The organism is Cerasicoccus maritimus (genome assembly GCA_031296935.1).
GTDB classification, from domain to species: domain Bacteria; phylum Verrucomicrobiota; class Verrucomicrobiia; order Opitutales; family Cerasicoccaceae; genus Cerasicoccus; species Cerasicoccus maritimus.
In genome coordinates this window covers 79,119-98,673 of sequence record JAVDPD010000023.1, presented here as the reverse complement: position 1 = coordinate 98,673, position 19,555 = coordinate 79,119, and the positions used below count along the sequence as shown (strand labels likewise).

At 58.3% G+C, this 19,555-nt stretch carries 19 protein-coding genes; 9 read left to right on the top strand and 10 right to left on the bottom strand.

Annotated elements, in window-relative coordinates:
- The first annotated feature begins 191 nt into the window (after nt 1-191).
- From RBB62_RS14410 to RBB62_RS14390, 5 genes are all read left to right on the top strand, one after another.
- Entirely contained in the window at nt 192-734 is a 543-nt protein-coding gene (locus tag RBB62_RS14410) for an antibiotic biosynthesis monooxygenase (protein WP_309399673.1), read from the top strand.
- Nucleotides 735-1,246: 512 nt separating this feature from the next.
- The gene (locus tag RBB62_RS14405) at nt 1,247-1,684 is read left to right on the top strand and encodes a PulJ/GspJ family protein (protein WP_309399672.1); all 438 of its coding nucleotides are present in this window, start codon (nt 1,247-1,249) and stop codon (nt 1,682-1,684) included.
- Nucleotides 1,659-2,204, top strand: a complete 546-nt coding sequence (locus RBB62_RS14400; protein WP_309399671.1) for a prepilin-type N-terminal cleavage/methylation domain-containing protein — start codon at nt 1,659-1,661, stop codon at nt 2,202-2,204. The genes RBB62_RS14405 and RBB62_RS14400 overlap by 26 nt, the downstream gene beginning before the upstream one ends.
- Before the next feature lie 3 nt (nt 2,205-2,207).
- Nucleotides 2,208-3,539, top strand: coding sequence for a DUF7305 domain-containing protein (locus tag RBB62_RS14395; protein ID WP_309399670.1), 1,332 nt, complete (start codon nt 2,208-2,210; stop codon nt 3,537-3,539).
- Between the two features lie 13 nt (nt 3,540-3,552).
- A complete protein-coding gene (locus tag RBB62_RS14390; RefSeq protein ID WP_309399668.1) occupies nt 3,553-4,086 on the top strand; it encodes a hypothetical protein in 534 nt (177 codons plus the stop codon).
- Here the strand turns inward: RBB62_RS14390 and RBB62_RS14385 are convergent.
- The 10 genes from RBB62_RS14385 to pncB all read right to left on the bottom strand — a co-directional run bounded on the left by RBB62_RS14385 (nt 4,027) and on the right by pncB (nt 12,664).
- Nucleotides 4,027-4,953, bottom strand: coding sequence for a hypothetical protein (locus tag RBB62_RS14385; protein ID WP_309399666.1), 927 nt, complete (start codon nt 4,951-4,953; stop codon nt 4,027-4,029). The two genes, RBB62_RS14390 and RBB62_RS14385, sit on opposite strands and share 60 nt — an antisense overlap.
- 143 nt (nt 4,954-5,096) lie before the next feature.
- Nucleotides 5,097-5,642: an RNA 2'-phosphotransferase gene (locus tag RBB62_RS14380; protein ID WP_309399665.1), complete on the bottom strand. Its 546-nt coding sequence runs from the start codon at nt 5,640-5,642 to the stop codon at nt 5,097-5,099.
- A complete protein-coding gene (locus RBB62_RS14375) occupies nt 5,635-6,714 on the bottom strand; it encodes an ADP-ribosylglycohydrolase family protein (protein WP_309399664.1) in 1,080 nt (359 codons plus the stop codon). The genes RBB62_RS14380 and RBB62_RS14375 overlap by 8 nt, the downstream gene beginning before the upstream one ends.
- Before the next feature lie 4 nt (nt 6,715-6,718).
- Nucleotides 6,719-7,567: a TIGR02452 family protein gene (locus RBB62_RS14370; RefSeq protein WP_309399663.1), complete on the bottom strand. Its 849-nt coding sequence runs from the start codon at nt 7,565-7,567 to the stop codon at nt 6,719-6,721.
- Between the two features lie 14 nt (nt 7,568-7,581).
- A complete protein-coding gene (locus tag RBB62_RS14365) occupies nt 7,582-8,823 on the bottom strand; it encodes a hypothetical protein (RefSeq protein WP_309399661.1) in 1,242 nt (413 codons plus the stop codon).
- A gap of 56 nt (nt 8,824-8,879) precedes the next feature.
- Entirely contained in the window at nt 8,880-9,452 is a 573-nt protein-coding gene (locus RBB62_RS14360; RefSeq protein WP_309399659.1) for an NUDIX domain-containing protein, read from the bottom strand.
- 17 nt (nt 9,453-9,469) lie between these two features.
- Nucleotides 9,470-10,045 (bottom strand): riboflavin biosynthesis intermediates N-glycosidase, encoded by a 576-nt coding sequence (gene ybiA, locus RBB62_RS14355; protein ID WP_309399658.1) that lies wholly within the window; start codon nt 10,043-10,045, stop codon nt 9,470-9,472.
- A 37-nt stretch (nt 10,046-10,082) separates the two neighbouring features.
- Complete coding sequence (locus RBB62_RS14350; protein ID WP_309399657.1) at nt 10,083-10,637, bottom strand: nicotinamidase; 555 nt, start codon at nt 10,635-10,637, stop codon at nt 10,083-10,085.
- A gap of 106 nt (nt 10,638-10,743) precedes the next feature.
- Nucleotides 10,744-11,457 (bottom strand): NUDIX hydrolase, encoded by a 714-nt coding sequence (locus RBB62_RS14345; protein ID WP_309399656.1) that lies wholly within the window; start codon nt 11,455-11,457, stop codon nt 10,744-10,746.
- Nucleotides 11,458-11,515: 58 nt separating this feature from the next.
- Nucleotides 11,516-12,664: a nicotinate phosphoribosyltransferase gene (gene pncB / locus RBB62_RS14340; RefSeq protein ID WP_309399655.1), complete on the bottom strand. Its 1,149-nt coding sequence runs from the start codon at nt 12,662-12,664 to the stop codon at nt 11,516-11,518.
- A gap of 153 nt (nt 12,665-12,817) precedes the next feature.
- Here pncB and RBB62_RS14335 point away from each other — a divergent pair, with 153 nt between their 5' ends.
- From RBB62_RS14335 to RBB62_RS14320, 4 genes are all read left to right on the top strand, one after another.
- Nucleotides 12,818-15,367, top strand: a complete 2,550-nt coding sequence (locus RBB62_RS14335) for a circularly permuted type 2 ATP-grasp protein (protein WP_309399654.1) — start codon at nt 12,818-12,820, stop codon at nt 15,365-15,367.
- A gap of 134 nt (nt 15,368-15,501) precedes the next feature.
- A complete protein-coding gene (locus RBB62_RS14330) occupies nt 15,502-16,377 on the top strand; it encodes a transglutaminase family protein (RefSeq protein WP_309399652.1) in 876 nt (291 codons plus the stop codon).
- On the top strand, nt 16,374-17,273 hold the full coding sequence (locus tag RBB62_RS14325; protein WP_309399651.1) for a transglutaminase family protein: 900 nt from the start codon (nt 16,374-16,376) through the stop codon (nt 17,271-17,273). Before RBB62_RS14330 ends, RBB62_RS14325 begins: the two co-directional genes overlap by 4 nt.
- A gap of 162 nt (nt 17,274-17,435) precedes the next feature.
- Nucleotides 17,436-19,526, top strand: coding sequence for a transglutaminase family protein (locus tag RBB62_RS14320; RefSeq protein WP_309399650.1), 2,091 nt, complete (start codon nt 17,436-17,438; stop codon nt 19,524-19,526).
- Nucleotides 19,527-19,555 lie beyond the last annotated feature (29 nt).

The following is a 19,555-nucleotide window of genomic DNA, read 5'->3' as shown; positions in this document are numbered from 1 at the left end:
CGCCATTTTCCGCCAACAAAAAAGTGAACGCACGAGCATTTTATTAGTGAGTAGCTCTCACTATTAATCTGCGTTGGAGCTCAACGACTTATCACGCGCGGCGACCGATTTTTTGTCGCCTCGGGAGCGGGCATGCTGCTTACTTGGGGTAGTCACGAGTCTTTTCACGCCCTTAACCGCTTTTTATCCGCATGCCAGAACCCGTCACGGTTTTCGTTTCCCGCACCGCCAAGCCCGGTAAAGAAGCCGAATTGGAGCAATGGCTGCGCGAGGTACGCGATGCCTCGTCGAAGTTTCCCGGCTTTGTGACCAGTCGCGCAATCGAAACCGAAGATGGCAATACACCCGGCGAATTCGAAGTAGTGTTCACGTTCGACTCGGCGGAAAATTTTTCCGCCTGGTGCCAGTCCGCCGAAAAAAAGGCGCTCTACGCCCGCGTCGGAGATTTAGTGACTGAGCAGAAGATTCGCAAAGTTGGCGGACTAGAGCCTTGGCTCAATCTGCCCTCCCCTAATCTGTCGCCTCCGCCGAAATGGAAGATGTTCGTGCTGGCGTTTCTGGGCGTTTACCCGACGCTCAACCTTGTCTTTTTCTTCATGATGCCGTTTGTTCGGGAGCTCCCGATGTGGCTGCGCTTGCTGTGCACAGTGCCGGTCATCAGCGGCCTCATGACTTTTGCGGTCATGCCCCTGCTCTCGCGCCTGTTTCATCGCTGGCTCTACCCAAAGGATTAAGCGCAATCCGCGACTACTCAACATGGGCAGAAAACTGCCAGAAATGGTATAAATTTGGATAGATCCAACGCGCCAATCCCGATCAATAAAGGGATTGGGCGCTTATCACATAATATTTTTAAGAAAACCGTAACAAAGGAACGACGGAAATCCCCTGCATTTCCGTCCCTCTCATTAGAACAGTAGACGACGCACCGCACCTCCACTAATGGGCTATCACAGCCCCTTCTAGTCATTTACCACTAGTGTGACGGGCATTTACCCCACAAACCAGATAGTCACCTTCACCGAATAGCTTAATTCGGCATCCCCTATCTCTCCTAAAGCGTAAAGAGACAGGAATTTTTACTATTCCAAGACACAGAAATAGGGCCATATAGCCCTAATACATAAGCCCACGTAAACAAATCGAGTAGAATTCCTTAGTCAAAATTAGGACTAGTTGACGGAAAGTTGCCCCAGCTCTCAGAAAACCACTTCGCACGTTTTTATTCTACTTTAGAATTAAAACCATGAATCGCTCCCCCAGATTCGAAGACAAGAATCGCGGCTTTACACTGGTCGAGCTGGTCGTGGGCATGACACTGGCCGGCATCATTTTCACGGGTGCCTTCAGCGGCATGAAGACTGGTTTTGACATCGTTGAAGAAGCCCGCGACCAAGCCCGCGTCACACAGTTACTCCAATCAGAAATTGAGCGCATGCGCACGCTGAATTGGACAGATATTTCCGCCCTCCCTGCCAAAGAAACCATTACGCTGGAAGGCTCCCTGGCCAGCACCTACCGCGACCGCTACACTTTCGTGCGCGCAATCACCTCCAACGGAACCGACCGCGTCCAAGTCGTCGTGTCCGCGAGTTGGGTGAACAGCGGCCGCGATCGCGAACTTGAAATGACTACTGGCTTTGCCAAAGACGGGCTCTATGACTACTACTACCGCACACTCTAAAGCCCGCCGCAAGGGCTTCAGTCTCGCCGAAATGCTCATCGTCACGGCGGTGATGGGATTTTTCGTCACCATCGCCACCTCCTCCGTGGTCGCACTCTCGCGCAGCTCCACGTCGCTCATCAACTACCAGACGATGAACGAAAACAGCCGTCTCATGTTGGAGACGTTTGCCCGCGACCTGCGCGGCGCCACCCAAGTCAACAGCCTGAGCGACACCGTGCTGTCCATCGACACCCTCACCTCCGACGGCACCACGCAAACGGTGACCTACACCTACAGCTCAAGCGCGGGCCTGCTCTACCGCCAAGTCGGCACGGGCGTGCGCGATATCCTTCTGGATGACATCGTAGCGTTCGACATGAATTTCTATACCTTCCGCGGGGCAGAGACCACCAGCACCATCGAAGCCAAACGAGTCCAGCTGGAAGCGATGATGGAGCGTAAGGTCCTGACCACCACCAACACCAACTACATCATCTCTGCGCAGTTTGTGCTGCGCAACCACCGCGTCAGCAGCTGAGCCATGACAAACGACAAGTACACCGTTCGCCCTCGCTCTCTGCGTTGGCAGTCGCGCCGCGGCTCAGTCGTCATCGCGATGCTCATCATTGCGCTCGTGATCATCTCCACGGTCACGCTCTACCTGCGCAACGCAGTACAGGAGATGAAATACTCGGAACGCACCTTCGCCCTACAGCAGTCAATCAACCTCGCAGAGATGGGTGCCGAAGAAGCACTTTACGCCCTGAACAACGAAGACTGGTCCAGCTGGACCGAGCTCGCCAACGACCGCTACTACCGCGCCTACTCGCCAAACAGCGGCAGTGACAAAGTCTACGTGTATGTGGATGCGCAAACCACGTCCAACGTCTGGCTGGCAACGGGCAGCGAAGTCGACGTGAGCAATGGCTCTGTCGAAAAGCAGCTCTACATCCGGCTGGGCTACCGCAGCATGTTCGCCAACGGCCTGACCGCCAAGAATCAGGTACTGATGAACGGCAATCAAATCAGCGTCGATTCATACTTTTCCACCAGCGGCGCCTACAACGCCACGACCAACGTGAACGACGGAGGCTCCGTGGCCAGCGCCAGCGTCGAAGTCAGCTCTGTTGTTCTCCAAAACGCCGACGTGCTGGGCTACGTTTCCACCGGCGGGGCCTACCCCGAAGTCGGCTCGCAAGGCTCCATCACCGGCTACGACACACCTTCGGGCACCAAAATCGATGACAGCCGCGTCGCACAGGATTTCTATGCGGAATTTCCCAACGTCTCGCAGCCAGACACCTCCAGCGCCTACACCAGCCTGTCCGGCCCCTTCGTCGGAATCGCTGGCTTTGAAACCACTTACCACTTTCATGATTTGTACATCGGCAGCAAAGGGACGCTCTACGTGTATGGCGATGTAAACCTGGTGCTGGACGACGACATTAAAGTGCGCGGTGAAATCGTCGTCATGCCCGGTGCCTCACTCAAGCTCTACATTGGGGACGAAGCCGACATCGGCGGCAATGGCGTTTTGAACATCAACGGCGTGCCCGAAGACCTGCAAATTTATGGCACCGCCACGAATGAACAGGAAATTTACCTTCATGGCAACGGCGCGCTCTCAGGCATCATCTATGCGCCCAATGCCGAACTCGCGCTCAAGGGAGGCGGCAGCTCCGGCGTGTTTTACGGCGCGGCCGTCGCCGATACCATTGAGCTGAAGGGCAATTACGAATTCCACTACGACGAGTCCCTCAAAGATTTTTCACCCGACGAGACATACCAAATGCTGGAATGGCGCGAGCTGACTGCGGCCACTGATCGCTATCCACTCAAAACGCCATCATCGCTGACCACCTACACACCATAAAACGGAGACTGCTATGACACGAATACTCAACCAAACACCCAGCAAAGCATCCAACAAGCGTCTCTTTATCTACGGCTTCGCCCTGCTTACCCTGACCGCCCTCACCGCCGCCACGACCAAGGCTGGCCTCAGCGTCCGCGCCCAGCAAGAGCGCGATGCCTGGCTGACCAACGCCTATCAGGGCTACCACAACGTGAAGGCATTTTGCTCGGATCGCCAAGTCTTCGGCTTCCAGGATGAAACACCACCTATCGTCCGCTTTTACCTGAATGAAGACGGCGCGTTTAACTCCACTTTCGCTGATTGGGAAATATACCACAACGGTAACCGCGTCGTGTATCAGCTCGATGTGCAGTTTCAAGACTTCGACGACGAGATGCTCACCCGTATTGCCGAGCTCGACCTGATGCTCGATGACGGCGATTTGTTTGGCGGCATTTTCCAGCTGTCCATGAGCGGCTTTACCTGCCGCATCCCGGGCCCGATCTCAACGAGCGAACAGTTCGTGGGCAACTTCCGCGGAGAGGCGACCGTAAATCCGATCTGATCCAACGTCATACACCATCTGAGAGCCATCGGGCCAGATCATGAAATAGCCGTCCGTAATCGTCAGGAAGTTATCCTTCCGCCACTGATCTACGCCGCTGAGGCCGGAAGCAAATGAAAACTCGGTGCGCTCGTGCGAATGGGCGCTGAGCACTTGCGGGCGCAAAACGTCCATAGTCTCGTCTTGCGCAATCACGCGCCAACCTAGGTTGCCATGCGTCCGGTCAAAGCCAGAGCGATTCAGGTCACTTTCAAAATAAAGCCACCCCGCATGCTCGATGCAATGGGTGTCCGTGTAGGCAAAGGGAAAACTCATGCCAGCAGGCAATGCGGATTCCGTGCCCAGCACTACCGGGCGCATCCGCGCCGATAAAAACAACGCCGCGAGCACCATCAGCCAAGTCGCCACGGCTAGCCCGATGGACAGATAAAGCCGCAGGTTCCTGGGCTGCTCAGCGACCGCCTCGGCTTCCGGCTTGGCGGTGGCTTCGTTTTTGGGGGACGTAGCTGCGGCGGCCTTTTGCTGCTTCTTGGTTTGCGGGAAAATGTCCTCTGGTATCACGTCGAGCTGGACGTATTCCGTGACGCGCTCTTCCGGCTCTATCGGCAGCGGCGGCTTCTTCTTAGGGTCAGCCCCAAAGCCCGAAAGCGCCAAAGGCCCTCCAGGCGCCCAGCGATCATAAAATGCCACAACCTCGTCGACCTCTTCCACCAGCGGAACCGGCCTGATGTGAAAGTCTCCGCGCATATCCGACGGCAACGAATTGAGCCGGGCCTCGGCCCAACGCACATTGCGGCTAGCCGCCACCGCATGGTAGTCGTAGCCCTTCTCCTTAACGCGTAAAATGACGTATAATTCGCTCTTCACCTAAGCACGTAAGATAAACGACCCCGCCCAAAGCGCAACCCTATCAATCGCGTAATATCCCTGACTACCAATACCTTAAAGACCTCATATCGAAATGCCGCCTTTTGACATCGCTCACTTAGGCGCGATGGTCAGGAGGGCGATCAATCAGGGAATTCCAGGTAGCGTGCGGGGACTGAATCCGTCAGCCAAACGTCATTCTTCGAAAGATAAAACAGATGCCCGTCACGAGCCATCGCTACCGTATCGACTCGCAGGATATACGGTTTGCCATGCCGCACGCCAACCTTAGTCGCCGTATCCACATCTGCCGACAAATGCACATGCTGGCGGCTTTGCTTTACGAGACCTTGTTCACGGATTGACGCCTCGAAACGCGTCGCCGTGCCATGGTATAAAACGTCCGGCGGCGCACTCGGCACCAGCGCCAGATCAACATCAATTGAGTGGCCTTGGTTCGCGCGAATGCGCAGCCCATCCTCGCTCAAGGCAAAGCGCTGCTTATCGTTGTTCTCAACGATCGCTTGCAAGCGTTCGCGGGAAATGTGTTTGCCGTGTTGGCTCAGTAATTCAAGCAGCACGTCAACGTCCGTCCAGCCCTGCGCATCCAGCGTAAGGCCGATTTTACCGGGGTCATGACGCAGGATCAGACTGAGAAATTTACTATCCTTTTTATAGGGATCATTCATAGGGATTGGTAGTAGCTCGTGCGTGGTCACGTTGCACCACCGGGGCAAAACGCAAGAAGCCGTGAGTCAGCACGATGAGTAGAAAGAATAAGTTTCGAATTAGATGTAGTGGTGGCCAAGTAATGCGCACCAGTTGCCCCGAAGCGAGCAGCGCGGCAGACTCATCGAGGTAGCTCTTTGAGTAAGGCCAGTCCGCGATTTCGTCCTTCCAAGAATCTGGAATGCCCTCGGTGCCGACTTCTGCGCCCATCATGGCCCCGGCGATTGCGCCGACTGAGTCAGTATCGCCACCGAGGTTCAGGATATCGTTCAACATCATGGCGAAAGCTTGCGGCTTGTCACGCCAAAACAAAAACCCATACAACGCAACTGGCACCGTGTGGTAAGTGTAGCCCGACACGCCTTTGCTCAAACCCAGCTCGTCGGCAAACTCCGCCACACTTACTTTGCGTTGCAAAGCTTCTTCAATTTTACGCATCAGCGCGGGCCAGTCCGTTGACTCCCAACGCGAAAGCGCGCGCAGTTTTTTCAACAACACTTCATCGCTCCCACCTGCCGCACAATACGCCACCGCCAACGCGCCGACCAATGCCTTCGGGTCGGTGTGCGTGATACGGGTCGATGCTTCCACGAAGGCTTCGAGCGATTCGCTATCATCGGCAAACACCGCGCCAATAATCCCACTGCGCATCGCCGGGCCATTGCCCGCGGAAAACACGCCACTGCGACTCGGCTGAAAGCCCAACCACAGCTTAAACAGCGCACGCCCCGTCGCCATGCCAATGCCTGCTGGCAAGGTCGTTAGCCACCAACGCAGCCGCCAACCAAGACTTCGTGCAAACGCGTCAGCATCGCCGCGATGTTGCGAGAGCGCCTGCGCGACCATCAGCGTGTGCTCGGTGTCATCACTCAGCATGCCCTTGCCGAAGATCAGCCGCTGCCGCCAGTTATTCGTCCACCCACGCTTCGCAATGCCCGCACGGGAAATCCCCTCCGCCGGCAAGCCCAGCGAATCCCCCACCGCACACCCCCAGAGGGCGCCGGCAATGCGTTGGTGTTTGGTTGGTTTCATGATGCTAGGCGTCAATGGATTCTTTCAACGCATCGTCGAAGGCGTTATATACATCAGCAGTCTTCGTCCTATCGAGCACGGAGAATACCACCTCGCGGAAGGCGCCGTAATACTTGCCGCCGACTCCGATGGCGCTCGCAAAGAGCTCGGCCACCATGCGCGCATCGTTGCGGAAAACACCACAACCCCAGGCGCCAAGAACCAGCGCGTCCATGCCCTCTCGCACCGCAAGCGCGAGCACTTTATCGATGCGTTGCGCAAAGGCGTCGGGAATCATGGGCGCGTCCTGCGGCGTGTTCTTTTGGATGGCGCCAGCGTTGGGCGCCGGGCACGTGATGAAGTCCACGCAGTAAGGCGGCTCCAGCAGCGCGCCGTCGTCATCCAGGAAGACGGGGCACTGCGGAGAGAGGATCATGTAGTCCGTGTAGAGGCAGGATTTCATCGCGCGATGCCGCGTGTAATAATCCTCGCAGATCTGCAAACTCGCATACAACGCGGAGCTGCGGGCCAGCGATTCCTCCTGCGCCTGAGAGCCTCCGAGGAAGCCGCCACCAGGATTTTTCGCCGAGGCAAAGTTCAGCACGCCTACGCGTTGATAGCCGCCCTTGTCGACTAAGCGCCGCGCGCCTTGCAAGGTCGTTTCATTGACCACCGACAACGCCGCGCTGGCGCCGGCCGAAGACTCGACCGGGCAAACGATGGGCTCTTCCGGCGCAATGGCGACCGTGCGCTCCAGGCAGGCATCGAGCATTGCTTGGATGGAAACTGTTTGGCCGGACGGCGCAGTGTAGGCGCCATCGGCAATGATCTGGAGCGTTTGTTGCGCCAGCTTAATTCGTTCATTTCGATTCATGGTAGTGTAGTGTGTTAAATGGCATCGAGGTGGACGCGCGTTTTGGCGTCGCCGTCGATGCGGATTAGCTTGTCCGGCGTGCGTTGGTGTTCGGCCACGAGGACTTGGGTGAGGTCCACGCCAGCGGCCTGCATGCCCTGGTAGAGCTTGAGGCGCGTGGCGTGTTGCGCATCGTCCCGGCCAGCCTCGAGTTCGTTCATGGCCTGCTGGTGGTTGCGCTCGGTTTCGAGCTCCTCGGCGTGTTGCCGCAGAGCCCGCGTGTGTTCGAGCTGCTTGAGCTCGCGTTCCTGGTCGGCGGCCGCGCGTTGGAGTCGGCGCTGATGCTCGGCGGCGTTGTCGGCCTCGTTGCGCATCCGCGCTTCACGCTCGAGTTGACGCGCCTGCTGGAGATCGGCCACGGCTTGCTTTTGCGTTTCCGTTTCGGCCTCCAGCGCCAGGCGCGTGCGCGTCTCGATGGCGTTGTCGTGCATGGCCTGAAGCTTCGGGTTCGCAAGGTAGCCACGGTAGGCAACCTTGTTGACCTGATAGCCCATGCGCTCGGCGCGCTTGATGAGCTGCGGGTAGCCTTCCAACGCATTCAAGAGCTTGGTGTTCGCTTTGAACTGCTCGAAGGTTTTGTCCGCCACGAAGTCCATGATGTCCGCCGTGAGTGCGTTGATGAAATCCGCAATCGGGTCGTGGGTGACGTCGAGCATACGCTCGATATCGACCAGTTCGAAGAACAACATCAGCCGCACATCGAGCACCGCTTCGTCCCGCGTGCGCACCGCCTCCACCCGATAATACATCTGGTCGGGCGCAGTGCGTAGCTTTTGGAACGTGAGCGCGCCGGGGCGTTTTTTATCGTGCTCGAAACCATCGCTGCCGTGCCAACGGAAGTCGTGCACCCATTCATTGGCCTGCGGAAAATGCAGGGCCGGGCCACGCACAATGCGCCGGATGACGCCGCCGTCGTCGGCTTCGTTATAAGTCACGAGCGCTTCGCCGCCATCGATTTCAATGGCCTCCCGCACCTCGATGGTCTCGTGGACAATCGGGTCCAGGAACTCCACTGCCGGGCCGCGAATGTGCCGCGTGTCGCCGTTTTTAAACTGCACGCGAATGTATTCATTCGGGTGCGCGGTGAAGGGCTGCAGGTATTGAATTCTCCGGTTGAAAGCGAAGATGCGCTGCGGGCCCGTTTCGATATCGTAGTTGCCGTCCGGCCGCCAAACTGCGGCCTGCTGGCCTACGGGAAGAGTGTGAAAGAAGATCATTTTTCGAAGTCGTTTGAGGGGGATTGCTTTCAACAACTTCACTGCGAAAGCATTCCCTAGATTGGATACTGATTCTGTTGCGTGTATTGATAAGCGAGCGGCCAAAGCCGTCCGCAGATGTGCTCCGGGGTGTGCAGTAGCTCGCGTAGTTCGGCGAGCGTTACGGCCAGCACCTCGATTGCTTCCGTGGCTTCCAGCTGCTGCGCGCCGACGGCCTTGGCTTCGACAAAGACGTATTGAAACGTCTCATCGGTCAGGCCGGCTGAGGACGGCAGCACGGGGCTCACGTCGAGCACATCAGTGACTTCGTAGCCCGTTTCTTCGAGGAGTTCGCGCGCGGCTGCGGCTTCGGGCGTTTCGCCTTCGTCCAGCAACCCTGCCGGCAGGGCGATCTGATAACCGCCCAGCGGGATGCGAAACTCGCGCACCGCGATCAGCTTCACGCCGACCGGGGTTCTCACAAACGGGACCACCATCACCGCGTCAGCAGATCGCGTGGCGCCGGGCTGCTGCTTGCGAGAGCAATACAGCCACTTCGTTGCTTCGCCGCGGACAGATGCCTCCGCCTCGACCAGCTTCAGCCACTTGGCGTCGTGCACAATCGTTTGTCTGGTGATGGTGTTGTTCATCTTCTATTCGGAGTGGTTTATTGTTCGAGTAAACGTTGGCGGACTTCCATTAAAACGAAGCCCAGTAAATTGAGGCCGCGCCAGTTTCTGGGCTGCTGCCATTGCGGCTCGGAGGCCAGGAAACCGATACCCCACACGAGGTCGCGCGGACTCGTTTCAACGAGCACCTGATCGCCCGTGCTGAGCAGGAAGTTTCGCATGGCGGGATTCTGCTGAAACTTCGCCAGGCAGCCCTTCGTCACGATGTCGAACCGGCGCTCGCGCCACACGGCTTCATCGAAGTTGCGCACCAGGCGGCCGAGTTTTTTGGCTTCGTCCGGCGTGTAGGCTTCGAGGATCCTGCGCTGCGTGGCCTCGTCGCCAAACAGCGCGGCCTTCTGCGCCATCATGTAGTGCTCGGCGGTCGGGTAGTGCCAGCCGTCACGCGTGAATGGCGAGGGATACCAGTTGCTCAGGCAGCTCTTGTCGATCTGGTCCAGATACTTCTGCGTGTGCCCCCAAAAGCTCAGGTAGCGCGGCTTCCCGCCCTCGGCAATGTAGGCCAGCAACTCTTCGCACGAGCGAATCCTATCGATGGAAATTTCTTGGTTCATGGTGCTATGCATTTCCGTATTGGTAATTTGAAAAAGTTCAGTCGACCACTTCAACGCCCGCTGCGCGCATGGCGGCAATCGCGTCCGGAATGTGGTTCGGTTCCAGCCCTACCCCGCGGCAACCATTGAGCAACACGCGGGTGCGAAAGCCGGCCTTCGTCGCGGCGTCAATCGCGGTGGCTTTGACACAGTAGTCCGTCGCAATGCCCACGATGTCCACCGCCTCAATGCGACGTGCGCGGAGCAGCTCGGCGAGGCCGTTCGTCTCGCCATGTTCATTGTAAAAACCGCTGTAGCTATCGGCATGCGCATCGAAGCCTTTGCGGATAATCACGTCGATATTGGCGTCGTCCAAATGCGGATGCAGCTCAGCGCCCGGAGTCCCCGCCACGCAATGCGGTGGCCATTGATCGAACGATACATGTTCCTCGGGATGCCAATCCTGCGTGGCAACCACGAGGCCATAAGCATCGCCCGCAGCGAGCTCGTTGATGACCGGCAACACTGCGTCCGCTCCCTCTGCGCCCAGCGCGCCGCCGGGCATGAAGTCGTTGTTCAAATCTACAATGATGAGCGCAGTCGTGTTTTTCATAATAGCTTTCTTTTAATGTGTATAAAATACACACAAAGCTTGCGCGTCAAGGTAAAGTGTAAATTTTACACATTAAAATTCCAGCCAGCGCCAAGGGCTAAAATCTCTACACTTCGAAGCTAAAGCCTTCTTCCTTCAGCTTGGCGTATTGCTCCTGGTCGAAGCGGTAGAGCTGCGTCGGTTTGCCGCGGGTACTGGGCACGGTCTTGGTCGGAATCAGCAGACCGGTCGACTTGATCTTCTTGTAGAAATTGCGGCGATCGAGCTCCTTGCCAAGGATGACATCGTAGATCGTTTTGAGCTCCGAGAGGCTGAACTCTTCGGGCAAGAGACTCAGGCCAATGGGCTCGTAGGACAGCTTGCCACGCAGGCGATTGAGCGCCATTTCGACAATCTTCTGATGGTCGAACGCCCACTGCCCTTCCGGCAATTTATCAATGTGAAACCACTGCGCCGTGCGCGAATCACTGCCCCAAATGAGCGGGCGATCCGTTTCCTCAATCAGCGCAAAATAGCCGATGCTAAACGCGCGCTCGCGCGGGTCGCGGTCAGGCTCGCCAAAGGTGTAAAGCTGCTCCAGGTATTCGACCTTCAGTCCAATGTCCTCCTCCAGCTTTCGCAGGCAGGCTTGCTTCGGCGTTTCGTGATCGAGGATCGGCCCGCCGGGCAAGCTCCAGCAATCTTCATACGGCTCAAGCGCGCGCATCAGCAGCGGCACGTAAATGGCGTTGTTGATGTAGCCGAAGATCACGCAGTCCACCGACACGACAAACTTCGAGAGTCGGCTCGTTTGCTTGGTTTTCTTTTTGGGTGACGCCATAGAGGTTATAACAATTGCAATTCAGAACGGCATTTCAAGGAGCGAACACATCTTCGTGCTACGCCGCTTTAATGAACTTCATGGCTTCGGTGACGGCGGTTTTGTCGCCGCAGGCTTTCTCGGGATTGTCGCTGAGTTTCGCTACCTTGACGCCGTTGATCTCGTCGAGTTTGATCACGATGTTCAACGCCGCGCTGCCCGCGAAGTCGTTCGTAAAATGCGTGCCGATGCCGAAGCTGACCGGGATGCGACCCGCCACGTGTTCCTGGATCGCTAAGGCCTTATCGACGTCCAAGCTGTCGCTGAAGACGATGCGCTTCGTGAGTGGGTCGATGCCTTCCTCGGCGTAAAACTCCAGCACGCGGTCGGCGAAGCGGAAGGGGCATTCGCTGTCGTGGCGCATGCCCGCGTAGGCCTGGGCCAACTCGCCGCGCAAGTTGTCGAAAAATAAGTCCGTCGTGTAGGTGTCTGTCAGCGCAACGCTCAACTGCTCGCCGTAAACATCGCGCCACGCTTGCAGCGCCTTGGCGTTGGCTTGCTCGACGCCTACCAGACCCGCATAGCCCATGATCCACTCATGCGCCATCGTGCCGACGGGCTTCATGCCGAAAGTCCGCGCGAAGTGGACGTTACTCGTGCCCAGGCAGTCGACGCCCGCCTCGTTAAACGCGCGCACCACCGTCTCTTGGGTGGCGAAGTTGCGGCGGCGCCGGGTGCCAAACTCGATGAAGCGCGCGTTGGCGGCGGTCATGCGTTGGCCCTTCGTGACGGCGCGGTCAAAATAGGCGCCGAGGTCTTGATCCCAATCCTGGTCGATGTGGCGGAAGTAGTTTTCGCTGACCAGCGCCAGCAGCGGCACCTCCCACAGGATCGTGTCCACCCAGCCGCCTTCGATGGCCATCGCCAGCTCGCCATTGCGGAGCTCCAACTCCACGTCGTCGGCACGCAGTTGGAAGCCCGCGAGGAAGTCCACAAACTCGCCCTGCATAAACGGCAGCCCACGCAGGTAGGCCAGCTCGTCCGCCGTGAAGCGCACATCGGCCAGCGCGTGAATCTGGTCACGCATCGCGGCAACGCAGGTTACCGTAAACGGCAGGCGCGGACGGCGGTTGATGAAGCGGTAGCGGACCTGCGCCTCGCGCTGCTTGCGCCACACGGCCTGCATCATCGTGAATTTATAAAGATCGTTGTCGAGGAGAGTAGTCATGGCTGAAATTCTTTATGTGTATATTTTACACTTTAAAAAGCAGAGTCAAGTTCTTTGCGGCAAAATTTCCCTACTGCGAGAATCCAGCAAAGCCTTTATTTTCTGTGCAATCCGCCTTGTGCTCGCGAACATAAGCCAGATACTTTGTCGCCAATGCTACAAAGTGCTGACCAGCCCAACCATTTCCGCGACTACTCTGCGTCCCATCGGGACGAGGCGTTTGCGGGCAATGCCGTGGCCCAGCCCTACCAAGCGATTGTCAAAGCGCTCAATGATTGCAGCGCCCATGAGCTGAAAGTGCGCCAACAGCGCCTCGACCGCGCCGCCGCCGAGCTCGGCATCCAGTTCGCCCTCCCCGGCGAGCGCAGCCGCGAAGCCATCGACTGGAAGCTCGACCTGTTTCCCCGCGTCCTCTCAGCCGAAGACTGGGATGTGATTTCGCGCGGCGTCATCCAGCGCGCGCAGGCCTTCAACGCCTACATCAGCGACATCTACCACGAGCAAAAGATCCTCAGTGAGCGCGTCCTGCCGTTTGAGCTGCCGCTACGCGACCCGGCGTTTCACCGCTCGTTTTCCGGCATCGAGTCCCACGGTGGCCGCTATTGTCTGACCGGTGCCTTCGACCTCGTGCGCATGCCCGACGGCGAGTGGCAAGTGCTGGAGAACCAGCTAGCGACGCCGATTGGCGTGTCTTACATTTTGCAGAACCGCCGATTGCTCGCGCAGTGTTTTCCGGAGCTATTTGCCACCATGAACGTCGCGCCGGTGGCGTCGTTTTCCACTTACCTGACGGAAGCCCTTCGCGCCCAGACCGATGTGGCCAACCCCAACATCGTGCTCCTCACCCGCGGTGAGACCAACCAGACGCATTTCGAGGAAGGCTTCCTCGCGCGACACATGGGCATCTCCCTTGTTCGCCCGGCCGACCTGCTCGTCCGCGATAGCTACGTTTACCTCAAAACGATTCGCGGACTGGAACGCGTGGATGTGATTTACCGCCGCGTGGAGAGCTCAACCGTCGACCCCATTGCGACCGCTGGCACGAGCTTCGAGGGCGTTCCCGGGCTGGTGAACGTCATCCGCAAGGGGAACGTGTCGATCGTCAACGCGCTGGGCTCCGGGGTCGCGGACAACCGCGCAATCCTGCGCTACAGCGACCGCATCATCGGCTACTACACAGGCCGCCGCGCGATCCTCCCCACCGCGCCGACCTACCACCTGAGCGACCACGACCAGCGCGACTACGTGCTCGAAAACTTCGACTCGATGGTCCTCAAGCCTGTGCAAGACCACGCCTCACTGCGCAAGCGTCTCGGCTTCAAAGGGCTGCTCGACTCCCCGGCCGAGCTCAAGCGTCTGGCCAAGCAATACCCGGAATACTGCGTGGCGCAGCCGGTCATTTCACCGTCGCAGCTGCCGCGCTTTAGAGGAGGCGACTTCTCGCCACATACGGTTTTCATGCGCGCGTTTTTTATCCTCGGTGAAGAGCCCGTGGTGCTCCCAGGCGGCCTCACGCGCCAGACGTCGCGTCATCACCGCTCGGGCCGTTTGTCCGTTTACGCCGAAGGGATGAAAGACACCTGGGCTCCGGCGGAAGCCGTGATCGACCGCGACATTCCGATCACCAAGACCATCACCGGCGAACGCATTTCCATCGGCAGCCGCACTGCGGAATCGCTCTATTGGGCGGGGCGCTACCTTAACCGCGCCGAGAACACCGCACGCCAGTTCAACACTTTGGAAAACCTCCGTTGGGACCAGCTCGGCCTCATGGACCAGCAGGCCTACTGGCCGCTGCTGCAAGCCATCGCCGCAGCCAACAGCCACAAATACGCCAAGCGCAAGCGCATGCCGCGCGACACGTTAAAGTTTTCCACGCAGCTCGTGCTCGATCCATCGGAAGCCGCATCGGTCAACGCGTGTGTGCTCTCGGCGCAATTCAATCTTGGCGCCGTGCGTTCGGCAATCAGCCCGGAGTGTTGGCAAACGCTGCGCGAGTTGGCGATCTACCTGGGTAATCAATCCCGTGGCCGCGTAACGCGCTCGAAGTTGCGTGAGTCGAGCGATCAGGTGGTTAGCGAAGTGGCCCGCTTCCAAGGGCTGGCCGAGCGTACCATGCTCCACGACGATGCCTGGCAATTTTACCGCATCGGCGGCTTCCTTGAGCGCGCGCTGGGCGTGCTGTATTTGCTCGAAGTCGCCCTGCCCCGCGCCGCGGAAACCTACCGCGCCGACGACGAGGAAAGCACGGACCTCACCGCGCTGCTCCGCCTGAATGCATCGCTCGACGCCTATCGCCGTGAGTATCGATCCCGCGCGTATCTCGACCGTGTGGCGCGTCTATTGTTGCTGAGCCCGAACAACCCGAGCTCGGTCAACTACTGCGTGCGCAACGTTCGCTACGCCATCGGCACGCTGAGCATCTCCGGCGAACGCGACGTGGGCGAAGGCGTCGTGGCCGGTATCGATGCGCTGATCAGCTACCTGGAATCGCTACCGATTAACCACATGTTCCCGTCGCCCGTGCCGGGGCTCGACGCCGGTGGTTCATCGGAAGAAAGTCCCAGCGTGAAGCCCAACGTCATCAAAAAGCAGCTCAACGCCCTGACCAAGGAGCTCGAAAAACTGCACGAGAACATCGAGGACGTTTTCTTCAGCCACCAACACGTTTACGCCCGTTCGCCCGTGTTGTTTGAATCATAGATTCAAACCGTTCGTAAGGTTCCTAAGTTAATAAGTGCGTAAGTTGTAGTAGATAAAGTAAAGAAACGAAGAACCAACCTCCAAACATACTTTACGAACTTACGAACATTCAGAACATTACCAACTTTCCACCCATGCGCTTCAAAGTCAGCCACACCACCCGCTACAAATATGCGGCTCCCGCCTCGGAGTCGTTCGCGGAGCTGCGCGTGTGGCCGCGCGACAGTGAATCGCAAAAGATCATCAGCCGCGAACTCGTGATCAAGCCCGAAGTCCGCGCCGATCATTACCTCGACTACTTTGGCAACCACGTGGAGTTTTTCTCCATCCCCTTTCGCCACAGTGAGGTGCGAGTCATCTCCGAGGCCGAGATCGAAACCTTTCCCTACGAACCCCGCCCCGCCGTGCTCGATACCCCCATTGGCGAGGCGCGACAGATTTACAACAGCACGCTCTTCCGCCTTTTTGAATATTTGCAGCCCACCGAGTTGGCGCCGTTGACGCCGGCCCGCAAAAAGATCCGCAAAGTCTTCTTCCACGAAACCCAGCCAATCGGCGAGGCTCTGCTCAAGCTGAACCAGTGGATTTTTAAAACGTTCGAATACAAGCCCGGCGTTACGGATGTGTCCACGCCGCTGGACGACGTCATCAAAAATAAACGCGGCGTCTGCCAGGACTTTGCCCACCTGATGCTCGCCATCCTGCGCAGCCACGGTATCCCCGCGCGCTATGTGAGCGGCTACATCGAGGCATTTGATCCGGAGAAAACCGACCCCGAGCTGATCGGTGCCGCCGCCAGCCACGCGTGGGTGGAAGTTTTTTTACCAGGCGGCTTCTGGTGGGGGCTCGACCCAACGAACAATCAGGCCGCCGGCGAGCGCCACGTCAAGGTTGCCGTGGGCCGCGACTACAACGACGTCGCCCCGATGCGCGGCACTTACAAAGGAGCCCTTGACCAACAACTGCAGGTCATGGTTTCCTTAACCCGTACCGCCAACGCCACGACGTGAAAATTTCCATCGATCACCTGACCCGCTACCACTACTCGCGCCCCGTCAGCTTCAGCGAGCACCACCTGTTTTTACGTCCACGCGACAGTCACAAACTTCGAGTCGAAAACTTCGAACTCACCACCTCGCTTGAGTCCGCCCAACGCTGGATTCGCGACTGCAATAACAACATCGTTCTCGCCGCCAATTTCGGCTTGCTTGAAACGCAGGAAATGGAATTCCACTGCCGCATGACGATCGATGTGGAGCAGGACAATCCATTCGATTTCATCCTGGAGCCCTACGCCACCAGCTATCCATTCCGCTACCTGCCGCATGAGGCGCACGCGCTTTCGCCCTACTTGGACACGAGCGTCATCATCCATAGCCACAAGGTTCTCGACTGGCTTTACATGGCGATCCCCGATGTTAATCGGCACCCGGACTCCGTGCAATTCCTCGCTGACATCAACCACGCCGTCCACCGCGACATCGCCTACGCCCGCCGCGACGAAGAAGGAGTTCAATCGCCCAACGAAACCCTGGAGATGCGCCTCGGCTCCTGCCGCGATATGGCGGTGCTGTTCATCGCAGCGTGCCGCCAACTGGGCCTCGCCGCGCGCTTTGTCAGCGGCTACCTTTACGACCCGCCGGTCGACAGCGCCTATGGCGACGCGCATCTTTTCAACCGTGCAGTCGGCTCGATGCATGCTTGGGCGGAAGTCTTTTTACCTGGTGCCGGCTGGAAGGGATTCGACCCGACCAACGGCATCCTCGCCAACGAATATTTCATCCCCTCCGCCGTCGCCCACGAACCCAAGTGCGTGAATCCCATCCAGGGAAAATACTTCGCCAAGGGCGGCGAACCCGTCACCTCCGAAATGGAAATTACCCTGAGCCTGGAGGAAGTTAAATGATGAGAAAGAGCATTCTTACGATTCACCCAGTATCCATATTCCTCACAGCCAGCACAGCTGCGATATGGAGTGCGCCAGCCCTCTGGCGCACTCCATAGCCAATCCACTGGAAGATTCCAATGGATCTCGCCCCATGCAAATTCACCACAACCAAGACGACCATTGAGCCACACACCCAACGACTGCGCCGACCAAATTGAAGCATTGCTCTCCATGCGGGGTGTGAAATTAACGATGGGAGGCGAGCCTACATTCGTCCCCAACATGCCCACCGGCGCCGAGTGGAACAACGACGCAATGGGCCCCGAAAAGCTCGGCTACGCGCGCAAGCTCACCGCAAAGCTACTCACCACCCATTTCAAAGGCGGACTCGTAATGCAGGTCTTTGGCAAGCTCTACCCGGGCGAACCGCTCCCACGCTGGGTGCTGCTTACTTTGCAACGCAAAGCAATGACGCCGCTCTGGACTGAGCCCAAGCGTTTCCTACTTTCCAATAAAAAAGGCCGCAACCAACCTGCCCAAGCATCACGCCTGATGCGCGCCATGATCGAACAACTCGCCATCGACGGCAAGGCCGTGCCCGCAGGCGAACAAGGCGCAAAGAAGAAGACCGTCGGCTGGGTGCTGCCACTCGACTACGAAGACTCTGCATGGCAAAGTAAACCGTGGCCCTTCGACCGCGCGCACCCCGTACCGCTCATTCCCGGCGATAGCCCCATTGGCCTGCGCCTGCCGCTCAGTGAGCTGCCCGAAGACGCCATTAAGCGCGCGCTCACGATTGAAGTCCGCCACGGCGCGTTGGAGATTTTTATTCCTCCGCTGCAGTGGGAAGGCTTCCAGCAGCTCATCTCCGTACTCGAAGCACTAAGCGTGAAGCTCGATCTGCGCGACTTGGTCATCTGCGGCTACGCGCCTTACAACACCAACAGCGAAACCACCGGCCTCGGCCTCGCCGCCGACCCCGGCGTGCTGGAGATCAACCTGCCGCCCGCTGAAACCTGGCGCGACTACAACATCACCTTCTCCGCGATTTGTGACGCCGCTCACGCCGCCGGATTATTCCTGACCAAGCGCTCGCTCAACGGCGTCATCCGCGGCACGGGCGGCGGTTCGCACCTCGCCTTTGGCGGTCCCACGCCTGACGAAAATGTTTTCTTCAACCAGCCTACGCTGCTCACTTCGGTTCTGCGCTACTGGCAGCACCACCCCGCGCTGTCCTATCTTTTCACGGGGCAGTATGTGGGCGCGGGTTGCCAGGCGCCACGCATCGACGAAGGTGCCGAGCACTTGCTCTACGAGCTCGAATCTGCCTGCGAAGGTTTGGAGCGCATGCCCTACGTGCCCGACCGCGAAATGCTCGACCAATTCTTCCGCAACTTGCTGACCGACGCTGCGGGTAACACCCACCGCGCCGAAATCTGCCTCGATAAGTTTTGGAATTTCTCCTCGCCCACGGGCAAGCTGGGGATCGTTGAGCTGCGCGCATTCGAGACGATGCCGACCGCCGAGATGATGGCCAACGTTGCGCTCTTCATTCGCGCCATCATCGCGATGCTGATCAAGAAGCCGTTCATCAAGAAGCTGCGTCGCTTCGGTCCGAAATTGCACGACCGCTATCTGCTACCGTCCGTGCTGATGGAAGACCTGACAAAGATCTGCGCCGACATCCGCCGCGCAGGCATTGACTTCGATCCCAGTTGGCTGCAACCGATCCTGGACTTCCGCTGCCCCATCGTGGGCAAGTTGTCCATCCCCGGTGGCGAGCTGATCGTGCGCCAAGCCTTCGAGCCCTGGCCGCTGATGGCGGAGGAAAGCTCCGGTGCCGCCACCGTGCGCGTGGTGGACAACTCAACCGACCGCCTGGAGTTCTCACTTTGCGATGCAAAGTTTGCCGAGCAAGGCCAGCTGATTGTGAACGGCATTGAAATACCGTGGCAGGATGTCGGCGGCCAAAAAGTCGCCGGGCTCCGCTACAAGTGCGCCAGCGCCTACCCGGCGCTGCATCCACATGTGATGATCCAGTCGCCGCTCAACATTCATTGGCAAAGCAAGCGCAAGCTGACCGGCGCGCTCTACCATTACTGGAATCCCAATGGCCCGCTTTACGACGGACTGCCCGCCAGCGACGCCGAGGCCAACGAACGCGCAGCCGCACGCTGGATCCCGCTCAATGCGCCAATAAAATACGAACAAACCAAGCCCGCCGAAACGGCACCGGAGTCCACTTGGACGATTGATCTGCGACGCCAGTAAATTTGCGGAACTCTCGCCTGGCATTGCAG